Below are 23583 nucleotides of genomic sequence, written 5' to 3'. Positions count from 1 at the left end.
CAGGGACGGGCTGGGACTCGCTATTCTAGGGAAAAGCGCGGTCCGGCGCAGCGGGCAACTGAGGCAGGCACCTCAGGCAAAGCACCTCAGGCAAAGCACCTCAGGCAAAGCAACTCAGGCAAAGCAACTCAGGCAAAGCACCTAACCGGGCCGCTCAAGCATTCGACTCCCATAACCAACACAACCCGGCAGCCAGGCCACAAGCGCAACCAACCCAAACTCACCCCGACGCCGGCAACGCCGCCGCCGCGCGAAAGAACGACTGCGCACGCGGGTCGTTACCGAATGCGATGTGAATCCTGGTCCACGGACTCACTTCCATATTCGGCCGAAAGTGGTTGCCCGGCACGACGGTCACCCCCAGCGGCACGCCGCATTCCACCAGCCGTTCCGCATTGCCGACATGCGGCACGCGAGCCCACACGAATTTCCCGCCCAGGGGTTTGTCGAAAATTTCCCAGCCCGCGTCTTCGAGCGTCTGAATGGTCGAGCCCAGCGCGTCGCGCATACGCCGACGCAGGCGCTCCAGATACTTGCGATACGCGCCGCGCTCCAGCATCGCCACGGCGACTGCTTCGGCAAAACGCGAGCCGCCGATGCTCGTGAGCATCTTGATGTCGACCAGATCCTTGATGATCGCGTGGCTCGCCACCACACAGCCAATTCGCAGCGACGACGACAGCGTCTTGGACAGCCCGCCCACATAGATCACGTGCTCGAGTTGGTCGAGCGTGGCGAGCCGATCGGTGACGTCGGTTTGAAAATCTGCGTAGATATCGTCTTCGATGATCGAGAAGCCGTGCTCGCGCGCCAACTGCAGCAGCCGAAAGGCCACCGGCGGCGCCACATTGGTGCCCGTCGGATTGTGGAACACGGTGTTGATGAACAGCAGCTTGGGCCGATGCGACTTCAACTGCTCCTGCATCACGTCCAGATCGGGACCGTTGCGTGTACGCGGAATGCCGATCAGTTTCACGCCGTGCAGCTTCAGCAGACCGTGGAGGTTGTAGTAACCGGGGTCTTCGACAAAGATCGTGTCGCCTGCCTTGAGCATGTAGCGCATCAGCAGATCGAGCGCCTGGCTTGCGCCGTTGGTGATGAGGATCTGCGACGTGTCAGCCTGAATCCCCAGTTGGCCGATGCGACTTTGCAGATGCTCGCGCAGCGTCAGGTTGCCGAGCGGGGTGGCGTAATCGACCATGCTCGCGAGATCGGTCCGCGACACGTGGCGAATTGCCTGCGCGATGCTGTCCGTGTCGCGCCACGCTTCAGGGATGAAGCCGCTGCCCAGCTTGAGCGTTTCGCCCGGATGGTTGAACTGCTGCAAAAGATGGTCCGATTCGTCCTCGGCGCGGCGGGGATCCGAGGAGCCCTGGCACTGCGTGCTCGCCGGCTGGCGGTCGGCGACATAGAAACCGGAGCCGTGGCGAGAGTCGACGTAGCCGAGCGACACCAGCCGGTCATAAGCCTCGATCACCGGAAAGCGGCTCACGCCGTAATCGGCGGAAAACTGGCGAATCGATGGCAGCTTCGAGCCGGGGTGGGCGATGCGCGAGCGGATCCACGTCGTGACGCCGGTGACGATCTGTTCGGTCAGCGGCACGCCGTTGTCCCGATCGAGTTGGATTTCGAGTTTCATACGGATCTTTCCTTCACCGGCCGGCGCGACGGCTGCGCACGGGTTCTCCGCTCGCGACACGCTGATCGCGCAACTGTCCGGTTTTTCAACTGAACAGTTCCGATGGAAGTGTTCGGAACTGTGCATGGGTATTCGATCATCGCACGTCAATAATCGGTACAACAGAAAAGTTCTTTGAAGGAGAGAGCGATGCGTGAAGTCCGGATTTTCGAGTTGGAACATGACGAACCCGCGACGGCCTGGCGTGTCGCGCGTCCGTCGATCTTCAAGGTCATCTCGGGCGAGATCTGGCTAACTATCGAGGGCGACAGCGAGGATCACTGGCTCGCGACCGGCCAGTCGATCGAACTGCCGCGCCGGGCGGTGGCGTGGATCAGCGCGGGTCAGGCCGGCGCGCGCTTCGCGCTGGCGAGCGGCTCCGAGCGCACCGCAACGAAGCCGATGTCGGGCTCGCCGGTCTTGAACTGGCTGCCGCGCTGGCTCGGCGCGGCCTGACGACTCGTCAAGCCTATCAGCCGGGTCCGCGGCGTCTCAGCCCGGCCCAGCAGCCTCATATTCACCGATGTAACGCGCGCGCGGCCGGATCAGCCGGCCGTCGCGCGTCTGTTCCATGGCGTGCGCAATCCAGCCGACCACCCGGCCGACCGCGAACAGCGTGAAGGCGGCGCCAGCCGGCAACGCCAGCACTCGCTCGATGGCGGCAAGCGCGAAGTCCACAGTCGGCTCCGCGCCGGTCGTGTCGCGCACCGTGCGCGCCAATCCCAGTACTTCAGGTAAAGGCGAACGCGCCGGCGCGCAGTCAGCGAGCATGGCTAACAACAGCCGCGCGCGCGGGTCGCCGTCCGGATACAGCGGATGACCGAAGCCCGACAGCACCGGCCCGTGCGCGCCGTGTTCGACGCGCGCGAGGCGGTTCGCCAGATAACGGTCGAGATCGGGCGCGCGCGAGGCTTCTTCGAGCAGCGCGGCGATGCGCACCGTTTCGCCGCCATGACGCGGGCCCGACAAGGCGGCGAGGCCTCCCGCCACCGCGCCGAACAGGTGCGTCCCCGTCGACGTAATGCAGCGCACCGTGAAGGTCGACGCATTCAGCTCATGATCCGCGCAGGCCACCAGCGCCGCGCGCAGCAAGCCAGCCTGCTGGCGGTTACGCACATGCCACGCTAAAGCCAGTTGCCGATGCAGCGGCTCGTTCGACGGCGCCGCCGAGATCATCGCGGCGGCCAGCAACCGCATGACGGCACAGGCGGTATCGAGTTGCGCATCGCGGCCGAGCGCCCACACCCGCGGCATTTGCGCCGCGGCGGCCGGCAACAGCACGAGCGCGCGATCGAGCGGCGTGCTGTCGCCCCACAGCTTGAGCCACGCGGCCCACTGGGCGGTGGCGAATGGCACGGCCGGCGCATCGGTAATGCGCCGTGTGCTGCATTCCCACAGCAGCGCCGCGACGTCCTCGAGCGACGCGCTTTGCGCCAGTTCCATCGCATCGTGCCCGCGATACAGCAGGCGCCCATCGGCGACCAGCGTGATGGACGATTCGAGCACCGGCACGCCCCAGTCCAGCACCTTCTGCGCGACTTTGCCCGCGCGCTTGCCGTCTTCCTTGCGGCGCGCGAGGCGCCGCACTTCGCCGGCGTCGTAGAGACGATGCTTGCCCTGCGCATCCGGCGACGAGCTCAGCATGCCGCGGCTCACATACGCGTAGAGCGTGGGCAAGCTGATGCCGAGCGTGGCGGCGGCTTCAGCAGCGGTCAGGGAGTTCGAGGTTGGCATGGAAAAGTGCGGAAACCGAAGAAATCAATATATATTGATTATCATAATCAAGATTGATTGCGACGGGGCGTAATTCTAGACTCGGTTCACTTCTTCCTGCTTCGCCATGGACGACATGACACCTGAACTCGCTCTCAAACAGATCTGGACGCTCGCCGGATGCGACCCGACCGCGCTGCATTCCGTCACGCTGACCGGCGCTGATCCGGGCTTGCCGTCGGTCTACCGGGTCGGCAGCCTGGCCTCGGCGAGCATCGCCGGGACCGGTCTTGCGGCGGCCGAATATCAGCGCTTGCGCACGGGGCACAGGCAGCACGTGACGGTGGAGATGCGGCGCGCGCTGGCGTCGTTTCGCAGCGAGCGCTATTTGCGTGTCGACGACGGGCCGCCGCCCGCCTTGCGCGATCCGGTGACGGGTTTCTACGAGACACGCGACGGCCGCTGGATTCAACTGCATACGAACTTCGCGCATCACCTGCAGGGCGTATTGCAGGTACTCGGTTGCGAGAACGATCCTGTTGCCGTGGCCACCGCGATTCGCAACTGGGACGGCGCGACGCTCGACCAGACGCTCGCTGACGCCGGCCTCTGCGCGGCGTTGATTCGCACGCCCGACGAGTGGGCGGCGCTCGATCAGGCGAAAGCGATTGCGGGTTTGCCGCTCTTCGAGATCGAGCGCATCGGCGACGCGCCGGCCGAGCCGCCACGTGAGGGCGGCGCGGATCGGCCGCTGGCCGGCGTGCGGGTGCTGGATCTGTCGCGCATCATTGCCGGACCGGTGGCTGGGCGGGCGCTCGCGCAGCATGGCGCGGACGTGTTGATGATCAACGGGCCGCATCTGCCGAACATCGCGCCGCTGGTGATCGACAACGGGCGCGGCAAGCGTTCGGCTCTCGCCGATCTGCGCGACGCGGCGGGGCGTGAGGTGTTGCGCGGCCTCGTCGCCGACGCCGATGTATTTCTGCAGGCATATCGCCCGGGAGCGCTAGCCGCGCGCGGTTTCGGTCCGGAGGAACTGGCGCGTGTGCGGCCGGGGATCGTCTATGTTTCAGTGTCGGCCTATGGGCACGAAGGGCCGTGGGCGCAACGGCGCGGGTTCGATAGTCTGGTGCAGTCGGCGAGCGGGATTGCCTTCACTGAGCGGCAGGCGGCGGGGTCGAACGAGCCCAAGCATTTGCCATGTCAGGCGCTGGATCATGCGACCGGGTATCTCGCGGCGTTTGGCGCGATGGTCGCATTGGCGCGGCGGGCTACCGAAGGTGGAAGCTGGCACGTACGCGTCTCGCTCGCGCAGACGGGCCGGTGGCTGCAATCATTCGGGCAGATTGCCGATGGCTGGAAAGCGCCGGACGTCACGCTCGAAGAGGTGCGCGATTGCCTCGCGACCGTGGAGTCGGAGTTTGGACGCGTGCTAGGCGTGCAGCCGGCTGAAGCATTGGACGAAACGCCTGCGTACTTCGCGCTGCCGCCGACCCGAATAGGCGCGCATGAGGCTAAGTGGGCGTGAGGGCTCTAAGTCAGCTCACCTGCGGCGAGGCGTGTGCCGACACACAACCGGCGTATGCCCCGCACACAGCGCAAAAGACCCGCCCACCTACTTTCTCAACTCCGCCACAAAGTCGTAGTAATCATTACGGCAGTACGTATCGGTCAACTCGATCGCGCGCTGATCGGCGGTGTAGCCCACACGCGTGATCAACAGCAGCGCCTCGTTCGGCGCGATGCTCATTTGCTGCGCGATTTCCTCGCTCGCGTTCACCGCGCGAAAATGCTGCAACGCGCGGACAATCGTCAGTCCACGATTCTCCAGATACGTGTACAGCGAATCGCCAATCGCCTGAGGATCGGGAATCACCGCGGCGGGGAACGTGGAATTCTCGACCGCCATCACGATGCCGTCGGCCATCCGCAAGCGCCGCAAGCGCGTCACCGCCGCGGCCGGCGATAAGCCGAGCTGAATCACCTCGTCGCGATTGGCCGGCAAAATTTCGCGCGACAGCCACTTCGAACTCGGCGTGAAACCGCGCCGCCGCAGCATTTCGCTAAAGCTCGACAGACGCGACAGCGGATCTTCGTAGCGTGGTGTGATGAAACTGCCCGCGCCCTGAGTGCGTCGAATCAAACCCTGCTCGACCAGCAAGGCAATCGCCTTGCGTGACGTGATCCGCGATACGCCGAGCGCCTCGGAGAGCACACGTTCCGAGGGCAGCGCCTCACCCGCGTTCCAGCGGTTCTCGTGGATGGCGGCGCCAAGCTTGCGAGCCAGTTGCAGATATAGCGGCGTGTCGTTTTCCGGGTCCGGGCGCAGGTCGCGCCAGCGGTCTTCCGAGGCAGAGGTCATGGAGCTCACGCAAGAAGGGCAAGCGGCAATTCTATGACATCGGCGCGCTGTGTTATAGCGGGCTTTTGCCTGGTGCCCGATCGAATGCGCATTGAACCGCTAAACTCGTCGCTATGATTTTTCGTGGCACGCGCCGCGCATTCGCTTGCGTAGCGATATTGCCGACCACTGAGCCACTTCGAGGAGTCAGCATGACGAGCGACATCGCAAGCGTGAGCCTGCCCGACGGCGAACGCATTCCGAAACTGGGGCAGGGCACCTGGGAGATGGGTGAAATGCCGGCGCGGCGTGCCGCTGAAATCGACGCGTTGCGTTGCGGCATCGAACTCGGCATGACGTTGATCGATACGGCGGAAATGTACGGCGACGGCGCGACCGAATCGCTACTCGGTGAAGCGCTGGCCGGGTTGCGGGACAAGGTGTTTCTGGTCAGCAAGGTGTATCCGCACAACGCCAGCCGGCGCGGCGTGATCGCGGCCTGCGAGCAGAGCCTCAAGCGCTTGAAGACCGATCAGCTCGATCTGTATCTGTTGCACTGGCGCGGCTCGGTGCCGCTCGCGGAAACGGTCGAGGGCTTCGAGGCGTTGCGCCGGGCGGGCAAGATCCGCCATTGGGGCGTCAGCAACTTCGACACCGAGGACATGAAAGAACTCGTCGCCACGCCGGGTGGCGATGCCTGCGCGACCAATCAGATTCTCTACAACGTGGCGCGCCGCGGGCCGGAGTTCGAACTGCTGCCGTGGCTTGCCGCGCGCAAGATGCCGGGCATGGCGTACAGCCCGGTCGATCACGCGCGCTTGCCGAAGCGCTCGCCGCTCGACGATATCGCCGACGCGCGCGGCGTCTCGGTGTTTCAGATCGCGCTCGCGTGGGTGCTGCGCCAGCCCGGCGTGTTCGCGATTCCGAAGGCGGCGCGCGTCGAGCACGTGCGCGACAACCATCGCGCGTCGCAACTGCAACTCGGCGCCGATGAACTGGCCGCTATCGACGCTCATTTCAAACCGCCGCGCGGCAAGCGGCCGCTCGAAATGCTGTAAGTGCAGCGCGCGCCTCGTCAATTGCAGCTGTGGTGCATGTGAACGGAGCCGAGCACCGCGACTTCCGCGGGGGTGTGCTTGAGCGAATCCTCGTTGACCTGGGCGGCGTCCGCGACGAATTCGTCGACGATCGACGACACCTGCACATTGCGCAGGCACAGCGACACGCGCTGCGTTTCATTGGCGGGCAACGCGGTGCGCTGACCGAGGAACAGCACGCCGTATTGATAGCCGTGAATGATGCCGCGAATCGCGCCGACGCATTGACCTTGCGCGACGTTGTCGGTTTTCTGCTTGCAGGTCTGCGCGAGCGAATAGGCGGAGAAGGTGGGATCGACCGGCGGGGCGGCTTGCGACAGCGTTGGCGAGAGCGGCTGTGCCGCTTGTGCCGTCTGTGCCGTTTGCGTTTGCGCCGGTGTTTGCGCATGAGCGAGCGATGCGAGGCTGAGCGCGGCGGCAATCAACAGGCCGGTGGCCGCGCGTGCCGCGGAGTGGGGGACGTTTCGTTGCATGTTGTGGTGCCCTCATATCGAACGGTGAATCTGATATGAGGCGATCGCTTCGGTTTGGTTCCAGACGCGCGCGCACGGGCGGCTGATTGTTCGAGTTCTTGCCGCCTACGGGCACGTCGGCGTCCGCGGTTCGAGTGTGCGGTCCTGACGCGCGGTCCAGATTCGCGCCATCGCAGGTTATCGGCCCGCTGACGTGCATCGCTCAAACCGACCGGTCTCGGGCGGTGACGCTCGACCGGGGGATCGAGACATCACCGCCGATGCCGGCGGACAGCGAACGGTAAATCGGAATGTGACGCTGGTGAGGTCAGGACGCGGGGACACCCCAACCGGAAACCGGGCGATTGCTAGTGCCCGTTCCCTCCACCATTGCCACCACCGTTACCGCCGCCACCCTTGCCTCCGTGACCGCCGCCGAAGCCTCCGCCGAAGCCTCCGCCGAAACCGCCTTGAGGTAACAGGCGCGGGATCGGGATGTGCGATGCGCACGCAGAAAAAACACAGGAAAACGTTTCGGTGATGAAACGCGCGGCCTGGATGCCGCGCCAGGCCGTGTTACTCGTCACGCCCCGCGTTCTCGGACGCGTTTTCCGATCCGTCGCCAAGGACCTTGCCCGCGACTTTTCCCGCATCGTCGCGCGAAGCAGTTTGCAGCGCGCGCAATTCGTCGACGGGGATGTGGCAGCGGATTCGATGCACAGACGGCGTTGCCGTCTTGCCTTCGCCGGCATCGACGAACGGCGGGTCCTGCTGCTCGCAGATCGCGCCGAGCTTGCGCGGGCAGCGTGTGTGAAACACGCAGCCGGACGGCGGCGATGCCGCGCTCGGCAAATCGCCGGACAGGCGGATACGGGTCGCGCCACCGTGACCATCGAGTGTCGGCACCGAAGACAGCAACGCTTCCGTATAAGGATGATGCGGTCCTTCGAACACGGCCGCTGCCGGTCCGATTTCCAGCAGCTTGCCCAGATACAGCACCGCGATACGATCCGATAGATAGCGCACAACGTGAAGATCGTGCGAGATGAAAACGTAACTGACGCCGCGCTCGCGTTGCAGATCGGCGAGCAGGTTCAGGATCGCGGCCTGCACGGAGACGTCGAGCGCGGAAGTCGGTTCGTCGCAGACCACCACGCGCGGCTCGCCGGCAAACGCGCGGGCAATCGCCACACGCTGTTTGAGCCCGCCGGACAATTGCCGCGTGCGCGAGCCGAGATAGCGCTCCGGTAAGCGCACGGCGGCCGTCAACGTGGCAAGCCGTTCGTCGATGGCCGGCCCGCGCAACGCAGTGAGACGCGACAGCGCGCGGCCGATCAGCCGTTTCACCGAATGCGCCCGGTTGAGCGCGGAGTCCGGATTCTGAAAGACGATCTGCAGCGACTTGACCTGCTCGGTGTTGCGCCGCGTGACGCGCGCGGCGAGTGGCTCGCCGTCGAGTTCGAGCACGCTGCCCGCATCCGGCGTAAGCAGGCCGAGCATCAGCTTGGCGAGCGTCGTCTTGCCACTGCCCGATTCGCCGACGAGGCCAAGCGTTTCGCCGCTGGCCAAATCGATTGAGACATTGTCGACCGCGCGCAGCGGAGCGCCGGACACGTGAAATGTCTTCGAGAGTTTTTCTGCACGCAACACGAGAGCAGGGGGCTTGCCGTCGACCGACGCACCATTGCGCTCGGGCAAAGCTTCCGCGCTCGCACGCGGCAATTCGATCGCGCGTTCGTGGTAATGGCAGCGCGACATCTGATCGCCGCGCGCGGCACTCACGCGATACGGCGGCGGCGCTTCACGGCGGCAGCGGTCATCGGCGAGACGGCAACGGTCCGCATAGATGCAGCCCTGCGTGACCGACCCCGGCAACGGCAGACTGCCGGCGATCGTGTCGAGCCGCTCGCTGTCCTTGCTGCGCCCGGCCGTAGGCAAACAGCGCAGCAGTCCGACGGTATAGGGATGACGCGGCCGCGTGAACACATCTTGCGTCGCGCCTTCCTCGACCAGTTTGCCCGCGTAAAGCACGCCGACGCGCTCGCACATCCGCCCGATCACCGCGAGGTTGTGGCTGATGAAGAGCACGGCCGTGCCGAGTTCCTTGCGCAACTGCGCGACGAGGTCGAGTACTTCCGCTTCGACGGTCGCATCGAGCCCGGTAGTCGGTTCGTCGAGAATCAGCAGCGCGGGGTTCGAGGCGAGCGCCATGGCGATCACCACGCGCTGTTGCATGCCGCCCGATAGCTGATGCGGATAACTCTCCATCACCCGTTCAGGCGCGGCGATGCGTACACGTTGCAGCATCTCGTGCGTACGCCGCAAGGCTTCGTCGCGCGCGACACCGGCGGCTTCGAACGCTTCGGAGACTTGCCGCGCGATCGTCAGCGACGGATTCAGCGCGCGCCCCGGATCCTGATAGACCATCGAAATCGCATTCGCGCGCATGTTGCGCAACGCGTCGGCGTTGAGCTTCTGCACGTCCTCGCCGGCGATGATGATCTTGCCGGCCTTCACCTTGCCGTTGCGCGGCAGATAGCGCAGCGCCGCCATCGCGACCGTCGACTTGCCGCAGCCGGACTCGCCGACCAGACCGTACGCTTCGCCGCGCCGCACGCGAAACGAAATGTCCTGCAGCACTTCGCGATCGCGTCCGCGCATGCGGTACGTGACCGTCAGGCCGACGATGGTCAGCGCGTCCGTGCGATCGCTCTTCGAAACGTCGAAGGCGGGGAACGAGGAGGGCGGCGGGCCGTTCATCGGTCGAGCACGCCTTGCACGCTGTCGGCGATCAGATTCACGCCGACCACCAGGCTGGCAATCGCGCCGGCCGCGAACACCACCGTCCACCATGCGCCGCCCGCCATCAACGAATACGACTCGGACAGCGCGAGGCCCCAATCGGCCGACGGCGGCTGAATGCCGAAGCCGAGAAACGATAGCGTGGCGACCGCGAAGATCGCGTAACCGAGCCGCACCGTTGCTTCGACGATGATCGGCGGCAGCACGTTCGGCAGAATCTCCGCGAACATGATGTAGGGCGCGCGTTCGCCGCGCAGTTGCGCCGCGGCGACGTAGTCGAGATGCCGTTCGGCGAATACGGCGGCGCGCACCGTGCGCGCGGTGATCGGTGTGAAGGTGATGCCGATCACGAGGATGACGGTGAAGTTCGACGCGCCGACCGCGGCGAGCGCGAGCAGCGCGACAATCACGAGCGGCAGCGCGAGCACGGCGTCGATCGCGCGTCCGACCACGTTGTCCACCCAGCCTTCGAAGTAGCCGACGATCAAGCCGAGCGTGGTGCCGGCTATCGTGCCGAGCAAGGTCGCGAGCGGCGCGATGGTGAGAATGTCGCGCGCACCGACGATCACGCGCGAGAACACGTCGCGCCCGAGTTGATCGGTGCCGAACCAATGCGTGCGATCAGGCGGCATCAGCGAGTTGAGCGGATCGGACGCGTACGGATCGATGCGCACGATCCATTGCCCGGCAATCGCGCAGATGATCCACCACCCCACGATCACCACGCCCACCACGAAGGTCGGCGAGCGCAGCAGCACGCGCAACTGATCGAAGCGTGGCTCGGTAGCCGCGCGCGGAGTCGGCGGAACGATGGTGCTCATTCCGCGCTCCTTACCCGCAGCCGCGGATTCAGCAGCACATGCAACGCATCGGCGACGAGATTGGCGACGGTGTAGACCACGCCGATCGTCAGCACGCCTGCTTCGAGCATCGGGAAGTCCTTGGCCTTGGCGGCGTTGTAGATCAGCGAGCCGATACCCTGATAGTGGAACAGCGTCTCGACCACCACGAGGCCGCCGATCATATAGCCGAGTTGCGTGGCGGCGACCGTGATGGTGGGCAGCAACGCATTGCGCAGCACGTGCCGCCAGATCACGATATGACGCGGCAAGCCCTTGAGAATCGCGGTGCGCGTGTAGTCGGCATCGAGCGCCTCGACAGTGCCGGCCCGCGCCATTCGAGCGATATAGCCGAAGAACACCAGCACGAGCGGAAGAATCGGCAGCACCAGATGACGCAGTTGTTCGAGCGCGCCCGCTTCGGGCGGATACGACGCTTCGATCGGCAGCCAGCGCAGCCACACGCCGAACACGAGAATCAGCACGATCGACGAAACGAATTCCGGCACCACCGTCGCCGACAACCCGGCGATGCTGATCGTGCGATCGAGCCAGCGACCCGCGTGCATGGCCGACCACACGCCGCCCGCAATGCCGAGCGGCACGACCACGATAAACGCGAGCAAGCCGAGCTTGGCGGAATGCGCGAGCGCCTCGGCGATAAACGGCCGCACCGGCTCACGATACGCATAGGAAAGCCCCATATCGCCGCGCACGAAATGCGAAATCCAGTCGACGTATTGCGTCATCAGCGGACGATCCGCGCCGAGCTGATGATTGAGCGCGGCGACCGCGCGCGCATCGGCGAGCGGGCCGAGCACCGCGCGGCCGATATCGCCGGGTAGCAACTGTCCGCCGGCAAACACGATCACCGACAGCAGCCACAGCGTGATCAGCGACAAGCCGATGCGCGTCGCCAGAAAGCGCACGACGCGGCCCGCGTTGCCGCTCGGTGCAGAGGAAGCGGAAGGGGTCACCGTGGTCGACATCGTGCTCTCCTGTCGAAAACGCGCCGGCGCTCAGGCATCCAGCATTACGTGCTTAACACCGCGCGGTCGAAATAGAGTTGCGCGAGCGCGGTGAAGCGCACGCCGTTCACACCCTTGCGCATGGCGATCAGTTGATCGTAGAAGAACGGAATGATGATGGGCGTTTCGTCGAGCAGCAGCGTCTGGATCTGCCCGGAGATTTTCTTCTGCGAGCCGAGGTCGACGGCAGCGACGAATTGCGCGACCAGTTGATCGTATTGCGGATTCTTGAAGTGCGCGGCGTTCCACGTGCCGGTGCTGGTGAGCGGCGCATTCAGGAACACATTCGGTACGCCGCGATGACCGTAGTCGGTGATGCCGAGCGGTGAGTCGAGCCAATCCGATTTGCCCGGCGTGCCCGCGCCGTAATACAGCGACTGGCTCTCGACCTTCAGGTTAATGCGCACGCCGATGGCCTTCGCCGCGTTCTGCACGACCACGGCGAGATCGGGAATCTCCATGTACTTTTCGGTGGTCAGCGTCACGTCGAAGCCGTTCGGCACGCCCGCTTGCGCAAGCAATTGCTTGGCCTTCGCGACGTCGAGCTTGCGCTGTGGAACGCCCGCATCCGACGACGGAAACACCGGCGCGAACGGACTGTCGTTGCCGAGTTGCGCGCGCCCTTTGAAAAGGCCACGCACCAGCACGTCGCGATCGAGCGACAACGCCAGCGCCTGGCGCACGCGCTTGTCCTTGAACAACGGATTGTCGTTGCGCATGTGAATCTGCCGATGCGCGCTCGACTTCACGCCCACGGCCTTGAAATCCGGATTGTTCAGAATGCCGGCGCCGCCCTGCACGGTGAAGGTGCCCATCACGTCCGCCTGATGGCCTTGCAGCGCGAGCAACTGTGCCTGTTCGTCGGCGTAGAAGGAGAACTGTACGCGTTGGGGTAACGCTTTGTCGCCCCAGTAATCGGGATTGCGCACGAACGATGCGCCCACCTTCGCCTGATACTTTTCGAGCTTGAACGGACCCGTGCCGATGAAGCTCTTTTCATAACCGCCCGCATAGTTCGCGGGCAGGATCACGCCGTTGTAATTGTCCGAGGAAACGTAATAAGGGAAATTGCCGTTCGGCGCATCCAGATGAAACGCGACCGTGTGGTCGTCGACCACTTTCGCGCCGCCTTTCGACAGCACGCCCTTGAGCACGGACAGCGCGGCCGAGCCGCTTGCCGGATCCGCGAGGCGGTCGAACGTGGCGACCACGTCTTTGGCGGTGAACGGCTGGCCATCGTGGAACTTGACGTTCGGACGCAGGTTGAAGGTCCACACGTCGCCCTTGTCGTTCGGTTTCCACGACAAGGCGAGCGCCGGCTTAAGCACGAGCTTTTCGCCGTCGTCGTCGATCAGGAATTCGCCGGTCTGGTTTAGCAGCGCAAGACTGGCGGCGTCCGTCACCGTCAGCGGATCGACCGCGCCCGCGGGCGTCAGGTGAGCCACGCGGATGGTCTGGTTCGACGCGGCAGCGGTGCCTTGCGCGCGAGCTTGCGGCGCATTCAGCACACCCCCGCCGACCAGCGACAAACCGATCACGCTGGCATAGCGCAACAGATCGCGACGCGTGATGCGGCCGGCGAGAAATTCGTCGATGGCGTGGTTGCCGTAGGCGTCGGCGGTGTGGCGGGCTGCGTCGAGTGCGAGAAATCGGTCCGCGGGAGTCTTCATCGATGGAGTGTCCAGTCCGTTCTGTTGCCGGTTCTGAAGGGCCGCGCCGGATGCGCGCGACAGGGCGACGGTATTGCAATGACGAAAGCGACGAGGCGAAGCGGGTTCAGTGTAAGCGATTGCTCGTGGATTCGGAGCGCTTGCGCCGCCGCCGGGTTCACGTTTGGCGGATAAAAGGGCCGCTGTGTATCGTCACCACAACGTTCGGCGCGGTCGTGGCGCGAGGCATGTCTGATACGCCCGCCGCTGTGGCAGCGCAACGGCCAATGCCGCGAATGGAAACCTTACCGACCGCAGCGCGCGACAGGTGTTGGATTTACCTCGCGACCGCGTCCGGGCGCCGCCAGCGGTGGAATAGCACCGAGCCGATCCAGCACGCCATGAACATCGCGACGATGCCATAGCCCAAGGCGCCGAAGCGCTCGTTCACGCTGGCCACCGCATCCCATACGCCGCCGTTCAAGCCGAGCTTGTCCGACAGCAGACCCAGCGCTTCGACGCCGCCGATCACGATCGCCACCACCGCCGAGACGAACGTGATGCTCGCGTTGTAGTAGAGCTTGCGTTTCGGGTCGTCCATGGCCCAGCCGTAGGCGTGGACCATCAGCACGTTGTCGGTCGAATCCACCAGCGTCATGCCGGCGGTGAAGAGCGCGGGGAACACGAGAATCGAATAGAGCGGCAGACCTTTGCCGGCTTCGGAGGCGGCAATCGCCAGCAGACCGATCTCGGTCGCGGTGTCGAAGCCGAGGCCGAAAAGCACGCCGACCGGGTACATGTGCCAGCTTTTCGTCACGAGCCTGAAGAGCGGCCGCAGCGCGCGCGACAGCAGACCGGCCGGCGCAATCGAGTCCGGCGTTTGAGCGGGCAGTTCGCCACTTCGCTGGACGTGCCGATAGCGGCGCCACACGTCGCGCAGAATCACGAGGTTGACGGCGGCCAGCACCAGCAGAAAGCTTGCGGAGACGAGCGTGCCGATCGTGCCGCCGACGGCCTTGAAGGTCTCGAAACGGCCATGCAGCGAATGCGCGGTCCACGCGATGCCGATCGTCGCCAGAATCACGATCGTCGAATGCCCCAGTGAAAACGACAGCCCGACGCCGAGCGGCCGCTTGCCGGTTTGCATGAGCTTGCGCGTGACGGCGTCGATCGCCGCGATGTGATCCGCGTCGACCGCATGACGCAGGCCGAAGCCGTAGGCGAGCAGCGCAGTGCCGAGCAGCAGCGGGTAGTGGCGAAACGCGATCAGCGCCCACGCCCATGCGCCGAGATTGGCGGCGATCAGCACGGCGTACAGCGTGAAGAGGCGTGGGCGCAGGGAAGCGGTCGGCGTCATGTGTCGCGTGAGCAAGAGTTAGTGATCGTGCGGATGCTTGTGAATCGGATCGACCCAGAACACCGTTTCGGGCTGTTCCACCGCGTCGATATTCAGATTGACCACCACCGCTTCGTTGTCGCTGCGCACCAGCACGCATTCGAGCGGATCGTCGGTGCTCGCATTGATTTCCTGATGCGGCACGTACGGCGGCACGAAGATGAAATCGCCGGGGCCGGCTTCAGCGGTGAATTCCAGATGTTCGCCCCAGCGCATGCGCGCCTGGCCGCGTACGATGTAGATCACACTCTCCAGTGCGCCATGATGATGCGCACCGGTCTTCGCATTCGGATGGATCGTGACGGTCCCGGCCCAGATCTTCTGCGCGCCGACGCGTGCGGCGTTGATCGCGGCCGCGCGATTCATGCCCGGCGTCTGCGCGGTGTTGGTATCGAGCTGATCGCCTTTGATGACCTTCACGCCATGCTCACGCCAATCGACCGGCGTAGCGGGCGGCTCATCCTTGTAATGCGGGTGTTCGTGATCCTGGCTCATGATGTGTCTCCTCGAGAGCGTAAGTCCCGGCGTTCGGCGCGGCGCCGTCTGGCATTTTTGCATGTTCAAAAACGTGCGTGTGAAGAAGCCTTGTGTGCGGCGCAGCGGACGAAAAAAAGCCCGTCCACAGGGGACGGGCTTCGAGCCGTTGGCGTGTGCTGCCTTCGGCGTTGTGCTTACTTGTGCTTCGCGTTGATCACGGCTTCAGCGACATTGTTCGGCGTTTCCGCGTAATGCTTGAACTCCATCGTGTAGGTCGCGCGGCCCTGAGTCGCGGAGCGCAGCGACGTCGAGTAACCGAACATCTCCGCGAGCGGCACTTCGGCGCGCACCAGCTTGCCACCGCCGCCGGCGATGTCTTCCATGCCTTGCACCATGCCGCGACGGCTCGACAGGTCGCCCATCACGTTGCCCATGAAGTCTTCCGGCGTTTCCACCTCGACGGCCATCATCGGTTCGAGCAGCACGGGCCTGGCCTTGCGCATTGCTTCCTTGAAGGCGATCGATCCGGCCATGCGGAACGCGTTTTCGTTCGAGTCGACATCGTGGTACGAACCGAAAGTCAGCGTCACCTTGACGTCGACCACCGGATAGCCGGCCAGCACGCCGGCCTTCAACGTTTCAATGATGCCCTTGTCGACCGCCGGAATGTATTCGCGCGGAATCACGCCGCCCTTGATCGCGTCGACGAATTCGTAGCCCTTGCCTTGCGGCGCCGGCTCCAGCGTGATCACCGCGTGGCCGTACTGACCGCGGCCGCCCGACTGCTTGACGAACTTGCCTTCGATATCTTCGACCTTGTTGCGCACCGTCTCGCGATACGCGACCTGCGGCTTGCCGACGGTGGCCTCGACGCCGAACTCGCGCTTCATGCGATCGACCAGAATTTCCAGGTGCAACTCGCCCATGCCCGAGATGATCGTCTGGCCGGATTCTTCATCTGTCTGCACACGGAACGACGGATCTTCCTGGGCAAGGCGGTTCAGCGCGATGCCCATCTTTTCCTGGTCGACCTTGGTCTTCGGCTCAACGGCCTGCGAGATCACCGGCTCCGGGAAAATCATCCTTTCGAGGATGATCACGTGGTTCGGATCGCACAGCGTGTCGCCCGTGGTCGCTTCTTTCAGGCCGACGGCCGCGGCGATGTCGCCCGCGTAGACTTCCTTGATTTCCTTGCGCTCGTTCGCGTGCATCTGCAGAATCCGGCCGAGACGCTCCTTCTTTTCCTTGACCGCGTTGTAGACCGTGTCGCCCGAATTCACCACGCCGGAATAGACGCGGAAGAAGATCAACTGGCCGACGAACGGGTCGGTCATGATCTTGAACGCAAGCGCCGAGAACGGGTCGGTGTCAGTCGGATGGCGCTCGATTTCCTTGTCGTATTCGTCGTGGCCGCTGATCGCGGGCACGTCCACTGGCGAGGGTAGATAGTCGATCACCGCGTCGAGCATGGCCTGCACGCCCTTGTTCTTGAACGCGCTGCCGCACAGCATCGGCACGATTTCGTTGGCAATGCAGCGCGTGCGAATGCCGTGCTTGATTTCCTCTTCGGTTAGCGTGTCGCCGCCGAGGTATTTCTCGAGCAGTTCTTCATTCGCTTCAGCCGCGGCCTCGACCATCTTGTCGTGCCATTCTTTCGCGGTAGCCGCGAGTTCCGCCGGAATATCGCGGTACTCGAACTTGATGCCCTGGTTCTCTTCGTCCCAGAAGATCGCCTTCATCTTGACGAGATCGACCACGCCCTGGAAATGATCTTCCGCGCCGACCGGAATCTGGATCGGCACCGCGACGCCCTTCAAACGTTCGCCGATCTGCCGCTGCACGCGGAAGAAATCCGCGCCCACACGGTCCATCTTGTTGACGAACGCAATGCGCGGCACCTTGTACTTGTTCGCTTGGCGCCACACGGTTTCCGACTGCGGCTGCACGCCGCCGACCGAGTCGTACACCATGCACGCGCCGTCGAGCACGCGCATGGAGCGCTCCACTTCGATCGTGAAGTCGACGTGTCCCGGGGTGTCGATGATGTTGATCCGGTGTTCCGGATAGTTGCCGGCCATGCCCTTCCAGAAAGCGGTGGTGGCCGCCGACGTGATGGTGATGCCGCGCTCCTGCTCCTGTTCCATCCAGTCCATCGTTGCCGCACCGTCGTGAACCTCGCCGATCTTGTGGGTCACGCCGGTGTAGAACAGGATGCGTTCAGTGGTGGTGGTTTTGCCGGCATCGATGTGAGCGCTGATGCCGATATTCCGGTAGCGCTCGATGGGAGTCTTGCGGGGCACGTGAACCTCCTTGGAATGGCGCGCCTGAAACGCTTGCCGGGCGGCAGTCTGTGCTGCCCGGGGAGCCTTGGGTGTAGCTTTACTAAGATTACTAGGATAGCGCGTCGGCCCGTCTTTTGCAGGAATCTTGCCAGCCGGGCGCGAACGCCTGCTGGCAAGGCTTCGACTGTCGGCGCCGCACGCTTCGTCGCGCCGCAAGGCGAGCCGATATCGCGCCCACCGATGCCGCGGCGCGGAAAAGAAAAAAGCCGGCGCCTCGAAACGAGGCACCGGCTCTCGGAAAGCGGTGGGACGAAGCGGCAGCGCTCGGGCGCGACTTATTGCGCGGCTGGCAAGCCCTGGATCTTCGTCCCCGGTTTGATGCCCTTCGACGTGAACCAGCCTTTGCTCATCTCCAACGCATACACGCCGTTGTTCTTCGGGCAGTGATTGTTGGTGGTCTCGGCCTGCATCTCGTCGATGTCGGTGACCGTGCCGTCGGCGCGCATGAACGCGATCGACAGCGGGATCAGCGTGTTCTTCATCCAGAAGCAATGCACGGCGTTTTCGTTGAAGACGAACAGCATGCCTTCGTTCGGTGCGAGGCTCGTGCGATACATCAGGCCTTGCTCACGGTCCGCGTCGTTCGCGGCGACGGCGGCGTCGATCACGAACATGCCCGCGGTCAGCTTCGCGCGGGGAAATTCGCTGGGCTGTTTCGCGCCGGCCGGCATCTGCTGCGCCTGCGCAAGAGTGGCAGTGGTAGCGACAAGCGAAAACGCGGCGAGCGGCAGTGCAACGGCAACAGCGAAACGCGCAATCAACGAGCGCATGGGAAATCGCACGGCATGACTCCTTGCTGGAAATTAACCCGCGAATGTTACGCGAGCGCGTCAAAAACAAAAAGGCAGATCGCCTTGCGGTGATCTGCCTTTCAACGCCGTAAGAACGGCAATGAAGCTAGTTCTTGACTGCGTTTTTACAACAAACTTACTCCGAAGCGCCCGAAGCTGCAGCTGCTGCTGCTGCCTTCTTGTGCGACTTCTTGTGAGCGTGCTTCGTGGTCTTCTTTGCCGACGAAGCTGCTGCTGCCGGAGCTGCCGAAGCCGCTGCCGGTGCCGAAGCTTGTGCGAATGCTGCCGTTGCGAAGAGACCAGCGACCAGAGCGGCAATCAGTTTGTTCATTTTGTACATCCTCAGCTTTAGTTAATTAACCAAATGACCCGGTTATATGTGGAGTCATGTCGGTAAACGTGCCATCCACCTTTCGGTTGACAGCCGCATCGACAAATTTTTCGACACGTCTGCTTTAGCGCTCAGACTGCCTGCACCTACCGCAAGAGCGGCTTGCACAAAGGCCCTTAAGGCTGAATGCCGGATAGCTTTAGGCGGCATCTGCGTCGAATAACGCCTGAGCTCGCGCACCGGTTGACGTGAATTTTGTGGAAAAGTTATATGCGCTTGAGTTGATGCAAATGAGAGATTGCCGCGTAGGCCCGCATGCAATTGTTTCACGCGTTTTTCGCTGTAGTTTCACGCGCTCTTTTGTTTGCGGATACAACGAGTTAGCTTATTTTTTCGCAACGTCAAGCGCAGGCGTGTGCGGATTCCATCATCAGTCGACGCGTACGTGCGGATGATCACGCGATGCCTTCCCACGGCGCTTTCGGTGGCAATTCGACGCACTCTCCCGGTTGCAGCCCCAGCGAAAAAATGTCGAGCGCGCCGATGCCGACGCGTACTAATCGCAGCGTCGGGAACCCCACCGCGGCTGTCATGCGACGCACCTGGCGGTTCTTGCCTTCGGTGATCGATAGCTCGATCCATGTCGTCGGTATGGCGGCGCGATAGCGAATCGGCGGCGTGCGTGTCCAGAGCGCTTCCGTCGGCTCCACGTAGTCGGCGCGGCACGGCCGCGTCACGTAGTCGCCGAGATCGACACCGCGTGCGAGCTTCTTCAGCGTGGCCGTATCGACCGCGCCTTCCACTTGCGCCCAATAACGTTTGACGAGCTTGTGACGCGGCTCGGCAATGCGCGCTTGCAATGCGCCGTCGTCGGTGAGAAGGAGTAGGCCTTCGCTGTCGGAGTCGAGCCGGCCCGCCGGATATACGTTGGGCACCTTGACCCAGTCGGCCAGCGACGCGCGCGTCTCGTGCGGCGAGAACTGACAAATGGTGCCGAACGGTTTGTTCAGAGCGAGAAGGTGCATAGCGGGAAAATAAGAATGGCGTAGCGAGGCTTGCGGCAGTCTGCGCCGCCAAAGCTTCAGGAGGCGCCGGGCCGACCGTAAATGGCGGGATAATAAAGCATAATGCGTGACTAGATACTCGGTGTCTTATATAAGACATAAGACTCGTGCCTCGCCGGTTCGCATTCGTCCATGTTGGAAAACCCCGAGCCGTTGCCGCCTCGGGGCATCGGCCGCGTGGGCTAGAATAGCGGCCAGGCCGCTTGCAGTCGTCCGGCATTGCGCGTAGCGAGGAGCGCCCCATTTCGCAGTCTCCCCATCAGCTTTCAGCACAGCCTTCACTGGAGTCCGATCATGCCGTATCAGCACATCAAGGTTCCGACCGATGGTGACAAAATCACCGTCAACGCCGATTTCTCGCTCAACGTGTCCGACCAGCCGATCATTCCGTATATCGAAGGCGACGGCACCGGCCTCGACATCACGCCGGTCATGATCAAGGTCGTGGATGCCGCGGTCGAAAAAGCGTACGCGGGCAAGAAGAAAATCCACTGGATGGAAATCTACGCCGGCGAGAAATCGACTAAGGTGTACGGCCCGGACGTGTGGCTGCCGGAAGAGACGCTGCAAGTCCTCAAGGAATACGTCGTGTCGATCAAGGGCCCGTTGACCACGCCGGTCGGCGGCGGCATCCGTTCGCTGAACGTCGCGCTGCGCCAGGAACTGGACCTGTACGTGTGTTTGCGTCCGGTGCAGTATTTCAAGGGCGTGCCTTCGCCGGTGCGTGAGCCGGAAAAGACCAACATGGTGATCTTCCGCGAGAACTCGGAAGACATTTACGCCGGTATCGAATGGCCGGCCGAATCGGAGCAGGCGAAGAAGGTCATCAAGTTCCTGCGCGAAGAGATGGGCGTGAAGAAGATCCGCTTCCCGGATACGTCGGGGATCGGCATCAAGCCGGTGTCGCGTGAAGGCACGGAGCGTCTGGTGCGCAAGGCGATCCAGTACGCGCTCGACAACGAACGCCGCTCAGTCACGCTGGTGCACAAAGGCAACATCATGAAGTTCACCGAAGGCGCGTTCCGCGACTACGGTTATGCGCTGGCGCAAAAGGAATTCGCCGCGGAACTGATCGATGGCGGCCCGTGGATGAAGATCAAGAATCCGAAGACCGGTGGTGACATCGTCCTGAAGGATGTGATCGCCGACGCGTTCCTGCAGCAGATCCTGCTGCGTCCGGCTGAGTACGATGTGATCGCCACGCTCAACCTGAATGGCGACTATGTGTCGGATGCGTTAGCCGCGCAGGTCGGCGGTATCGGTATCGCGCCGGGCGCGAACATGTCGGATTCGGTCGCGATGTTCGAAGCCACGCACGGCACGGCACCGAAGTACGCCGGCAAGGACTACGTGAACCCGGGCTCGGAAATTCTCTCGGCGGAAATGATGCTGCGCCATCTCGGCTGGACCGAGGCGGCGGATCTGATCATCAAGTCGATGGAAAAATCGATTCTGCAAAAACGCGTCACGTACGACTTCGCGCGCTTGATGGAAGGCGCGACACAGGTTTCGTGTTCGGGCTTTGGCCAGGTGCTGATCGAGAATATGTAAGCAGTTCGCGTTGAACTGACGTAGTTCATCTCTGCAACCCCGGCGCCGTGAGGCGGCCGGGGTTGTTTGTTTTTGGCTCGCGCGATGTCGCGAGATTGAACGCATCGCGATGCCGCGAAAAAGCGCGCTATAGCTTCGCCGGCGCGGCCGTCACGAGCGTGATAGGCATTGCGAACCGTTATTGAGATGCCTGCTGTGCGGCGTCGGTTAAGTTACGCCGCAGCGAGCGCCCGCTCGCCTGGCGCGAGGCTCGTGCAGCTTTGTCCAAGCCTCGGCCGCGCCACTGCATCCAAACACTATAACGATGAATACGAACCTCACACCCATCGTCGCAAATGTCTACGTCGCCACGCCGAGCTATGGCGCGGTCGTCACCACCGGCTACGCGCTCGGACTTCTGGATCTGCACGAACTGGCGAAGCAATACGGCTTCGGCGTGCGCGTGAACTTCAACAGTTTCGACAGTCTCATCACGCGCGCCCGCAACACCATGGTCGCGGAGTTTCTCGCCGACGATCGCTTTACGCATCTCATGTGGATCGATAGTGATATCGGTTTCAAGGGCGACGATGTCGTCCGCCTTCTGCGGGCGAACCGTCCGGTCGTGGCCGGCGTCTATCCGATGAAGAGCGACGGCTGGCCGGCCACGGGTCTCGCGCAGCCGCTGCCGGCCGGATCGACGCGAGCGGACTTCCGTGCGATGCACGCGTCGTATCCGGCCGTGGCGCGCTTCGACACGCTCGAACCGGACGCGGACGGATTCCTCGATGCGCTCGATGCGCCGACCGGTTTCATGCTGATCCGGCGCGAAGTGTTTCTCGCGCTGATTCAGGAATATCCGGAGTTGCATTGCCGCTCGCGCTTTGTCGGCCGCCCGGAATTCGACGCGGGCAAGGTGGCTGACCTTTTCTATGCGTTTTTCGACACCGGTATTGATCCCGAGACGCGGGCGTACCTCTCCGAAGATTATTGGTTCTGCCGACTGGTTGCGAGCATCGGCATCACGCCAGCGATCGACGCCCGTTCGAACCTGACACACCAGGGGATTGCGGTGTACGAAGGCGATGTCGCCCGAAGTCTGGAATTGCAGCGCGCGATGATGCGCCATACGGCCGCATAGGCGTCGCGCCCGCGCTGCTTGCCCCCGCTCGGTGCAAAAAGCGGCGAACGGGCATCATCGCAAAAGCGGAAGCGGGCACTAAACCGAAGCGCTACCCGATATATGGGACGTGCGTGCAATCAGTACGACTAGAGACCGACGTCCAAAAAAGAAACCCGGCACGAAGCCGGGTTTCAAAGGACGGGTATCGAGCAGTATCAGGCAGGTGCCTGGATGTTCGATGCCTGTTTGCCTTTCGGGCCTTGCACGACCTCGAAGGTCACCTTTTGGCCTTCCTTGAGGGTCTTGAACCCATTCATCTGGATGGCCGAGAAGTGTGCAAACAGATCCTCACCACCTTCGTCAGGCGTGATGAATCCGAAACCTTTTGCGTCATTGAACCATTTGACCGTACCAGTTGCCATTCCAACTTCCCCTGTAACTCATGTCACTACCACGAGCCCTCGAAAAGCTCGACGACCGCGCGATGCAGCCGCTCCCTCCTCACAAGCTCACCATCGGCATTTTTTCGAAATTATGGCGCAGTGAAAAAAGTGCCAGCTTGATTGTTGAGGCTCTTTATTCGGGTGTCAAGAAAATTTTGAGACGTAGTTGTGGCGTTGCAAACAGGCCCTTTCCAGGGTTTTTCCCGCTTTCGTTATGTGCGGTTGCGCAAGCGGGCCGTCTTGAAAAGTCGCATAATCGACGCACATGCTGTTCTGCGGAGCGCACCGCTCAAGTTGAGGCCGGGCGAGCCGTCAGCCAGTTAAGGCAGGTTGTGCGATACTCGATCCGACTGCGGTGCAACACGACCGCAAGGCATCACAGGATAGGGGCCGGCTCCGCAATCGGCTCGTCGATTTAACGCACGCATTGGCGGGGTAATCACCCGTCAGGCGGTAGCGAACGGGCTCACCGGCCGGTTGGCCGGGT

General features: G+C 63.1%; 20 protein-coding genes. 5 read left to right on the top strand and 15 right to left on the bottom strand.

Translation table 11 applies throughout. The annotated features are described in order from the left end of the window. Positions 1–220: 220 nt before the first annotated feature. Positions 221–1639 (bottom strand): PLP-dependent aminotransferase family protein, encoded by a 1419-nt coding sequence (locus tag HF916_RS44955; protein ID WP_168795038.1) that lies wholly within the window; start codon positions 1637–1639, stop codon positions 221–223. Between the two features lie 189 nt (positions 1640–1828). On the opposite strand from HF916_RS44955, the gene HF916_RS44950 reads away from it, so the two are divergent. Beyond that, on the top strand, positions 1829–2134 hold the full coding sequence (locus HF916_RS44950; RefSeq protein ID WP_168795037.1) for a DUF2917 domain-containing protein: 306 nt from the start codon (positions 1829–1831) through the stop codon (positions 2132–2134). Positions 2135–2170: 36 nt separating this feature from the next. Here the strand turns inward: HF916_RS44950 and HF916_RS44945 are convergent, their stop codons facing one another. Continuing rightward, positions 2171–3412, bottom strand: a complete 1242-nt coding sequence (locus tag HF916_RS44945; RefSeq protein WP_168795036.1) for a citrate/2-methylcitrate synthase — start codon at positions 3410–3412, stop codon at positions 2171–2173. Positions 3413–3527: 115 nt separating this feature from the next. Between HF916_RS44945 and HF916_RS44940 the strand changes: the two genes are divergently transcribed. Then, positions 3528–4919 (top strand): CoA transferase, encoded by a 1392-nt coding sequence (locus HF916_RS44940; RefSeq protein ID WP_168795859.1) that lies wholly within the window; start codon positions 3528–3530, stop codon positions 4917–4919. A gap of 87 nt (positions 4920–5006) precedes the next feature. Here the strand turns inward: HF916_RS44940 and HF916_RS44935 are convergent, their stop codons facing one another. Then, positions 5007–5753, bottom strand: coding sequence for a GntR family transcriptional regulator (locus HF916_RS44935; protein ID WP_012434145.1), 747 nt, complete (start codon positions 5751–5753; stop codon positions 5007–5009). Positions 5754–5944: 191 nt separating this feature from the next. Here HF916_RS44935 and HF916_RS44930 point away from each other — a divergent pair, with 191 nt between their 5' ends. Beyond that, positions 5945–6790 carry an aldo/keto reductase gene (locus HF916_RS44930; RefSeq protein WP_168795035.1) on the top strand — a complete coding sequence of 282 codons (846 nt, stop codon included), beginning with the start codon at positions 5945–5947 and terminating at the stop codon, positions 6788–6790. Between the two features lie 17 nt (positions 6791–6807). Here HF916_RS44930 and HF916_RS44925 read toward each other — a convergent pair whose 3' ends face one another. The 11 genes from HF916_RS44925 to HF916_RS44875 form a co-directional block, all read right to left on the bottom strand. Further along, positions 6808–7302: a Rap1a/Tai family immunity protein gene (locus HF916_RS44925; RefSeq protein WP_168795034.1), complete on the bottom strand. Its 495-nt coding sequence runs from the start codon at positions 7300–7302 to the stop codon at positions 6808–6810. Between the two features lie 555 nt (positions 7303–7857). Beyond that, positions 7858–10041 (bottom strand): ABC transporter ATP-binding protein, encoded by a 2184-nt coding sequence (locus tag HF916_RS44920; RefSeq protein ID WP_168795033.1) that lies wholly within the window; start codon positions 10039–10041, stop codon positions 7858–7860. Continuing rightward, positions 10038–10904 (bottom strand): ABC transporter permease, encoded by an 867-nt coding sequence (locus HF916_RS44915; RefSeq protein WP_168795032.1) that lies wholly within the window; start codon positions 10902–10904, stop codon positions 10038–10040. The genes HF916_RS44920 and HF916_RS44915 overlap by 4 nt, the downstream gene beginning before the upstream one ends. Continuing rightward, positions 10901–11911, bottom strand: coding sequence for an ABC transporter permease (locus HF916_RS44910; RefSeq protein ID WP_168795031.1), 1011 nt, complete (start codon positions 11909–11911; stop codon positions 10901–10903). Before HF916_RS44910 ends, HF916_RS44915 begins: the two co-directional genes overlap by 4 nt. Before the next feature lie 44 nt (positions 11912–11955). Next, positions 11956–13620: an ABC transporter substrate-binding protein gene (locus HF916_RS44905; protein WP_168795030.1), complete on the bottom strand. Its 1665-nt coding sequence runs from the start codon at positions 13618–13620 to the stop codon at positions 11956–11958. Positions 13621–13936: 316 nt separating this feature from the next. After that, a complete protein-coding gene (locus HF916_RS44900; protein ID WP_168795029.1) occupies positions 13937–14956 on the bottom strand; it encodes a HoxN/HupN/NixA family nickel/cobalt transporter in 1020 nt (339 codons plus the stop codon). Positions 14957–14974: 18 nt separating this feature from the next. Further along, a complete protein-coding gene (locus HF916_RS44895; RefSeq protein ID WP_168795028.1) occupies positions 14975–15490 on the bottom strand; it encodes a cupin domain-containing protein in 516 nt (171 codons plus the stop codon). 176 nt (positions 15491–15666) lie between these two features. Continuing rightward, positions 15667–17772 (bottom strand): elongation factor G, encoded by a 2106-nt coding sequence (gene fusA, locus HF916_RS44890; RefSeq protein WP_168795027.1) that lies wholly within the window; start codon positions 17770–17772, stop codon positions 15667–15669. 317 nt (positions 17773–18089) lie between these two features. Beyond that, the gene (locus HF916_RS44885) at positions 18090–18596 is read right to left on the bottom strand and encodes a DUF192 domain-containing protein (protein WP_168795026.1); all 507 of its coding nucleotides are present in this window, start codon (positions 18594–18596) and stop codon (positions 18090–18092) included. Between the two features lie 145 nt (positions 18597–18741). Then, on the bottom strand, positions 18742–18936 hold the full coding sequence (locus tag HF916_RS44880; protein ID WP_011489640.1) for a hypothetical protein: 195 nt from the start codon (positions 18934–18936) through the stop codon (positions 18742–18744). 455 nt (positions 18937–19391) lie between these two features. After that, positions 19392–19961 (bottom strand): pseudouridine synthase, encoded by a 570-nt coding sequence (locus HF916_RS44875; RefSeq protein WP_168795025.1) that lies wholly within the window; start codon positions 19959–19961, stop codon positions 19392–19394. A 333-nt stretch (positions 19962–20294) separates the two neighbouring features. Here HF916_RS44875 and icd point away from each other — a divergent pair, with 333 nt between their 5' ends. Further along, positions 20295–21551: an NADP-dependent isocitrate dehydrogenase gene (icd, locus tag HF916_RS44870; protein WP_168795024.1), complete on the top strand. Its 1257-nt coding sequence runs from the start codon at positions 20295–20297 to the stop codon at positions 21549–21551. A gap of 304 nt (positions 21552–21855) precedes the next feature. Then, complete coding sequence (locus tag HF916_RS44865) at positions 21856–22671, top strand: hypothetical protein (RefSeq protein ID WP_168795023.1); 816 nt, start codon at positions 21856–21858, stop codon at positions 22669–22671. A gap of 197 nt (positions 22672–22868) precedes the next feature. On the opposite strand, the gene HF916_RS44860 is transcribed toward HF916_RS44865, so the two are convergent. Further along, a complete protein-coding gene (locus HF916_RS44860; RefSeq protein WP_007180614.1) occupies positions 22869–23075 on the bottom strand; it encodes a cold-shock protein in 207 nt (68 codons plus the stop codon). Between the last annotated feature and the right edge of the window lie 508 nt (positions 23076–23583).

This window comes from Paraburkholderia aromaticivorans (genome assembly GCF_012689525.1).
Taxonomy (GTDB): Bacteria; Pseudomonadota; Gammaproteobacteria; order Burkholderiales; family Burkholderiaceae; genus Paraburkholderia; species Paraburkholderia aromaticivorans_A.
The sequence above is the reverse complement of the archived record's forward strand: the minus strand, read 5'-3'. Positions and strand labels throughout refer to the sequence as shown.

What these genes read in the sequence shown, in the direction of transcription:
- HF916_RS44895 (WP_168795028.1), bottom strand. Translation starts at nt 15,490, where the DNA reads ATGAGCCAGGATCACGAACACCCGCATTACAAGGATGAGCCGCCCGCT.
- HF916_RS44920 (WP_168795033.1), bottom strand. Translation starts at nt 10,041, where the DNA reads ATGAACGGCCCGCCGCCCTCCTCGTTCCCCGCCTTCGACGTTTCGAAG.
- HF916_RS44875 (WP_168795025.1), bottom strand. Translation starts at nt 19,961, where the DNA reads ATGCACCTTCTCGCTCTGAACAAACCGTTCGGCACCATTTGTCAGTTC.
- HF916_RS44930 (WP_168795035.1), top strand. Translation starts at nt 5,945, where the DNA reads ATGACGAGCGACATCGCAAGCGTGAGCCTGCCCGACGGCGAACGCATT.
- HF916_RS44860 (WP_007180614.1), bottom strand. Translation starts at nt 23,075, where the DNA reads ATGGCAACTGGTACGGTCAAATGGTTCAATGACGCAAAAGGTTTCGGA.
- HF916_RS44945 (WP_168795036.1), bottom strand. Translation starts at nt 3,412, where the DNA reads ATGCCAACCTCGAACTCCCTGACCGCTGCTGAAGCCGCCGCCACGCTC.
- HF916_RS44950 (WP_168795037.1), top strand. Translation starts at nt 1,829, where the DNA reads ATGCGTGAAGTCCGGATTTTCGAGTTGGAACATGACGAACCCGCGACG.
- HF916_RS44935 (WP_012434145.1), bottom strand. Translation starts at nt 5,753, where the DNA reads ATGACCTCTGCCTCGGAAGACCGCTGGCGCGACCTGCGCCCGGACCCG.
- HF916_RS44955 (WP_168795038.1), bottom strand. Translation starts at nt 1,639, where the DNA reads ATGAAACTCGAAATCCAACTCGATCGGGACAACGGCGTGCCGCTGACC.
- HF916_RS44940 (WP_168795859.1), top strand. Translation starts at nt 3,528, where the DNA reads ATGACACCTGAACTCGCTCTCAAACAGATCTGGACGCTCGCCGGATGC.
- HF916_RS44915 (WP_168795032.1), bottom strand. Translation starts at nt 10,904, where the DNA reads ATGAGCACCATCGTTCCGCCGACTCCGCGCGCGGCTACCGAGCCACGC.
- HF916_RS44865 (WP_168795023.1), top strand. Translation starts at nt 21,856, where the DNA reads ATGAATACGAACCTCACACCCATCGTCGCAAATGTCTACGTCGCCACG.
- icd (WP_168795024.1), top strand. Translation starts at nt 20,295, where the DNA reads ATGCCGTATCAGCACATCAAGGTTCCGACCGATGGTGACAAAATCACC.
- HF916_RS44905 (WP_168795030.1), bottom strand. Translation starts at nt 13,620, where the DNA reads ATGAAGACTCCCGCGGACCGATTTCTCGCACTCGACGCAGCCCGCCAC.
- HF916_RS44925 (WP_168795034.1), bottom strand. Translation starts at nt 7,302, where the DNA reads ATGCAACGAAACGTCCCCCACTCCGCGGCACGCGCGGCCACCGGCCTG.
- HF916_RS44880 (WP_011489640.1), bottom strand. Translation starts at nt 18,936, where the DNA reads ATGAACAAACTGATTGCCGCTCTGGTCGCTGGTCTCTTCGCAACGGCA.
- HF916_RS44910 (WP_168795031.1), bottom strand. Translation starts at nt 11,911, where the DNA reads ATGTCGACCACGGTGACCCCTTCCGCTTCCTCTGCACCGAGCGGCAAC.
- HF916_RS44900 (WP_168795029.1), bottom strand. Translation starts at nt 14,956, where the DNA reads ATGACGCCGACCGCTTCCCTGCGCCCACGCCTCTTCACGCTGTACGCC.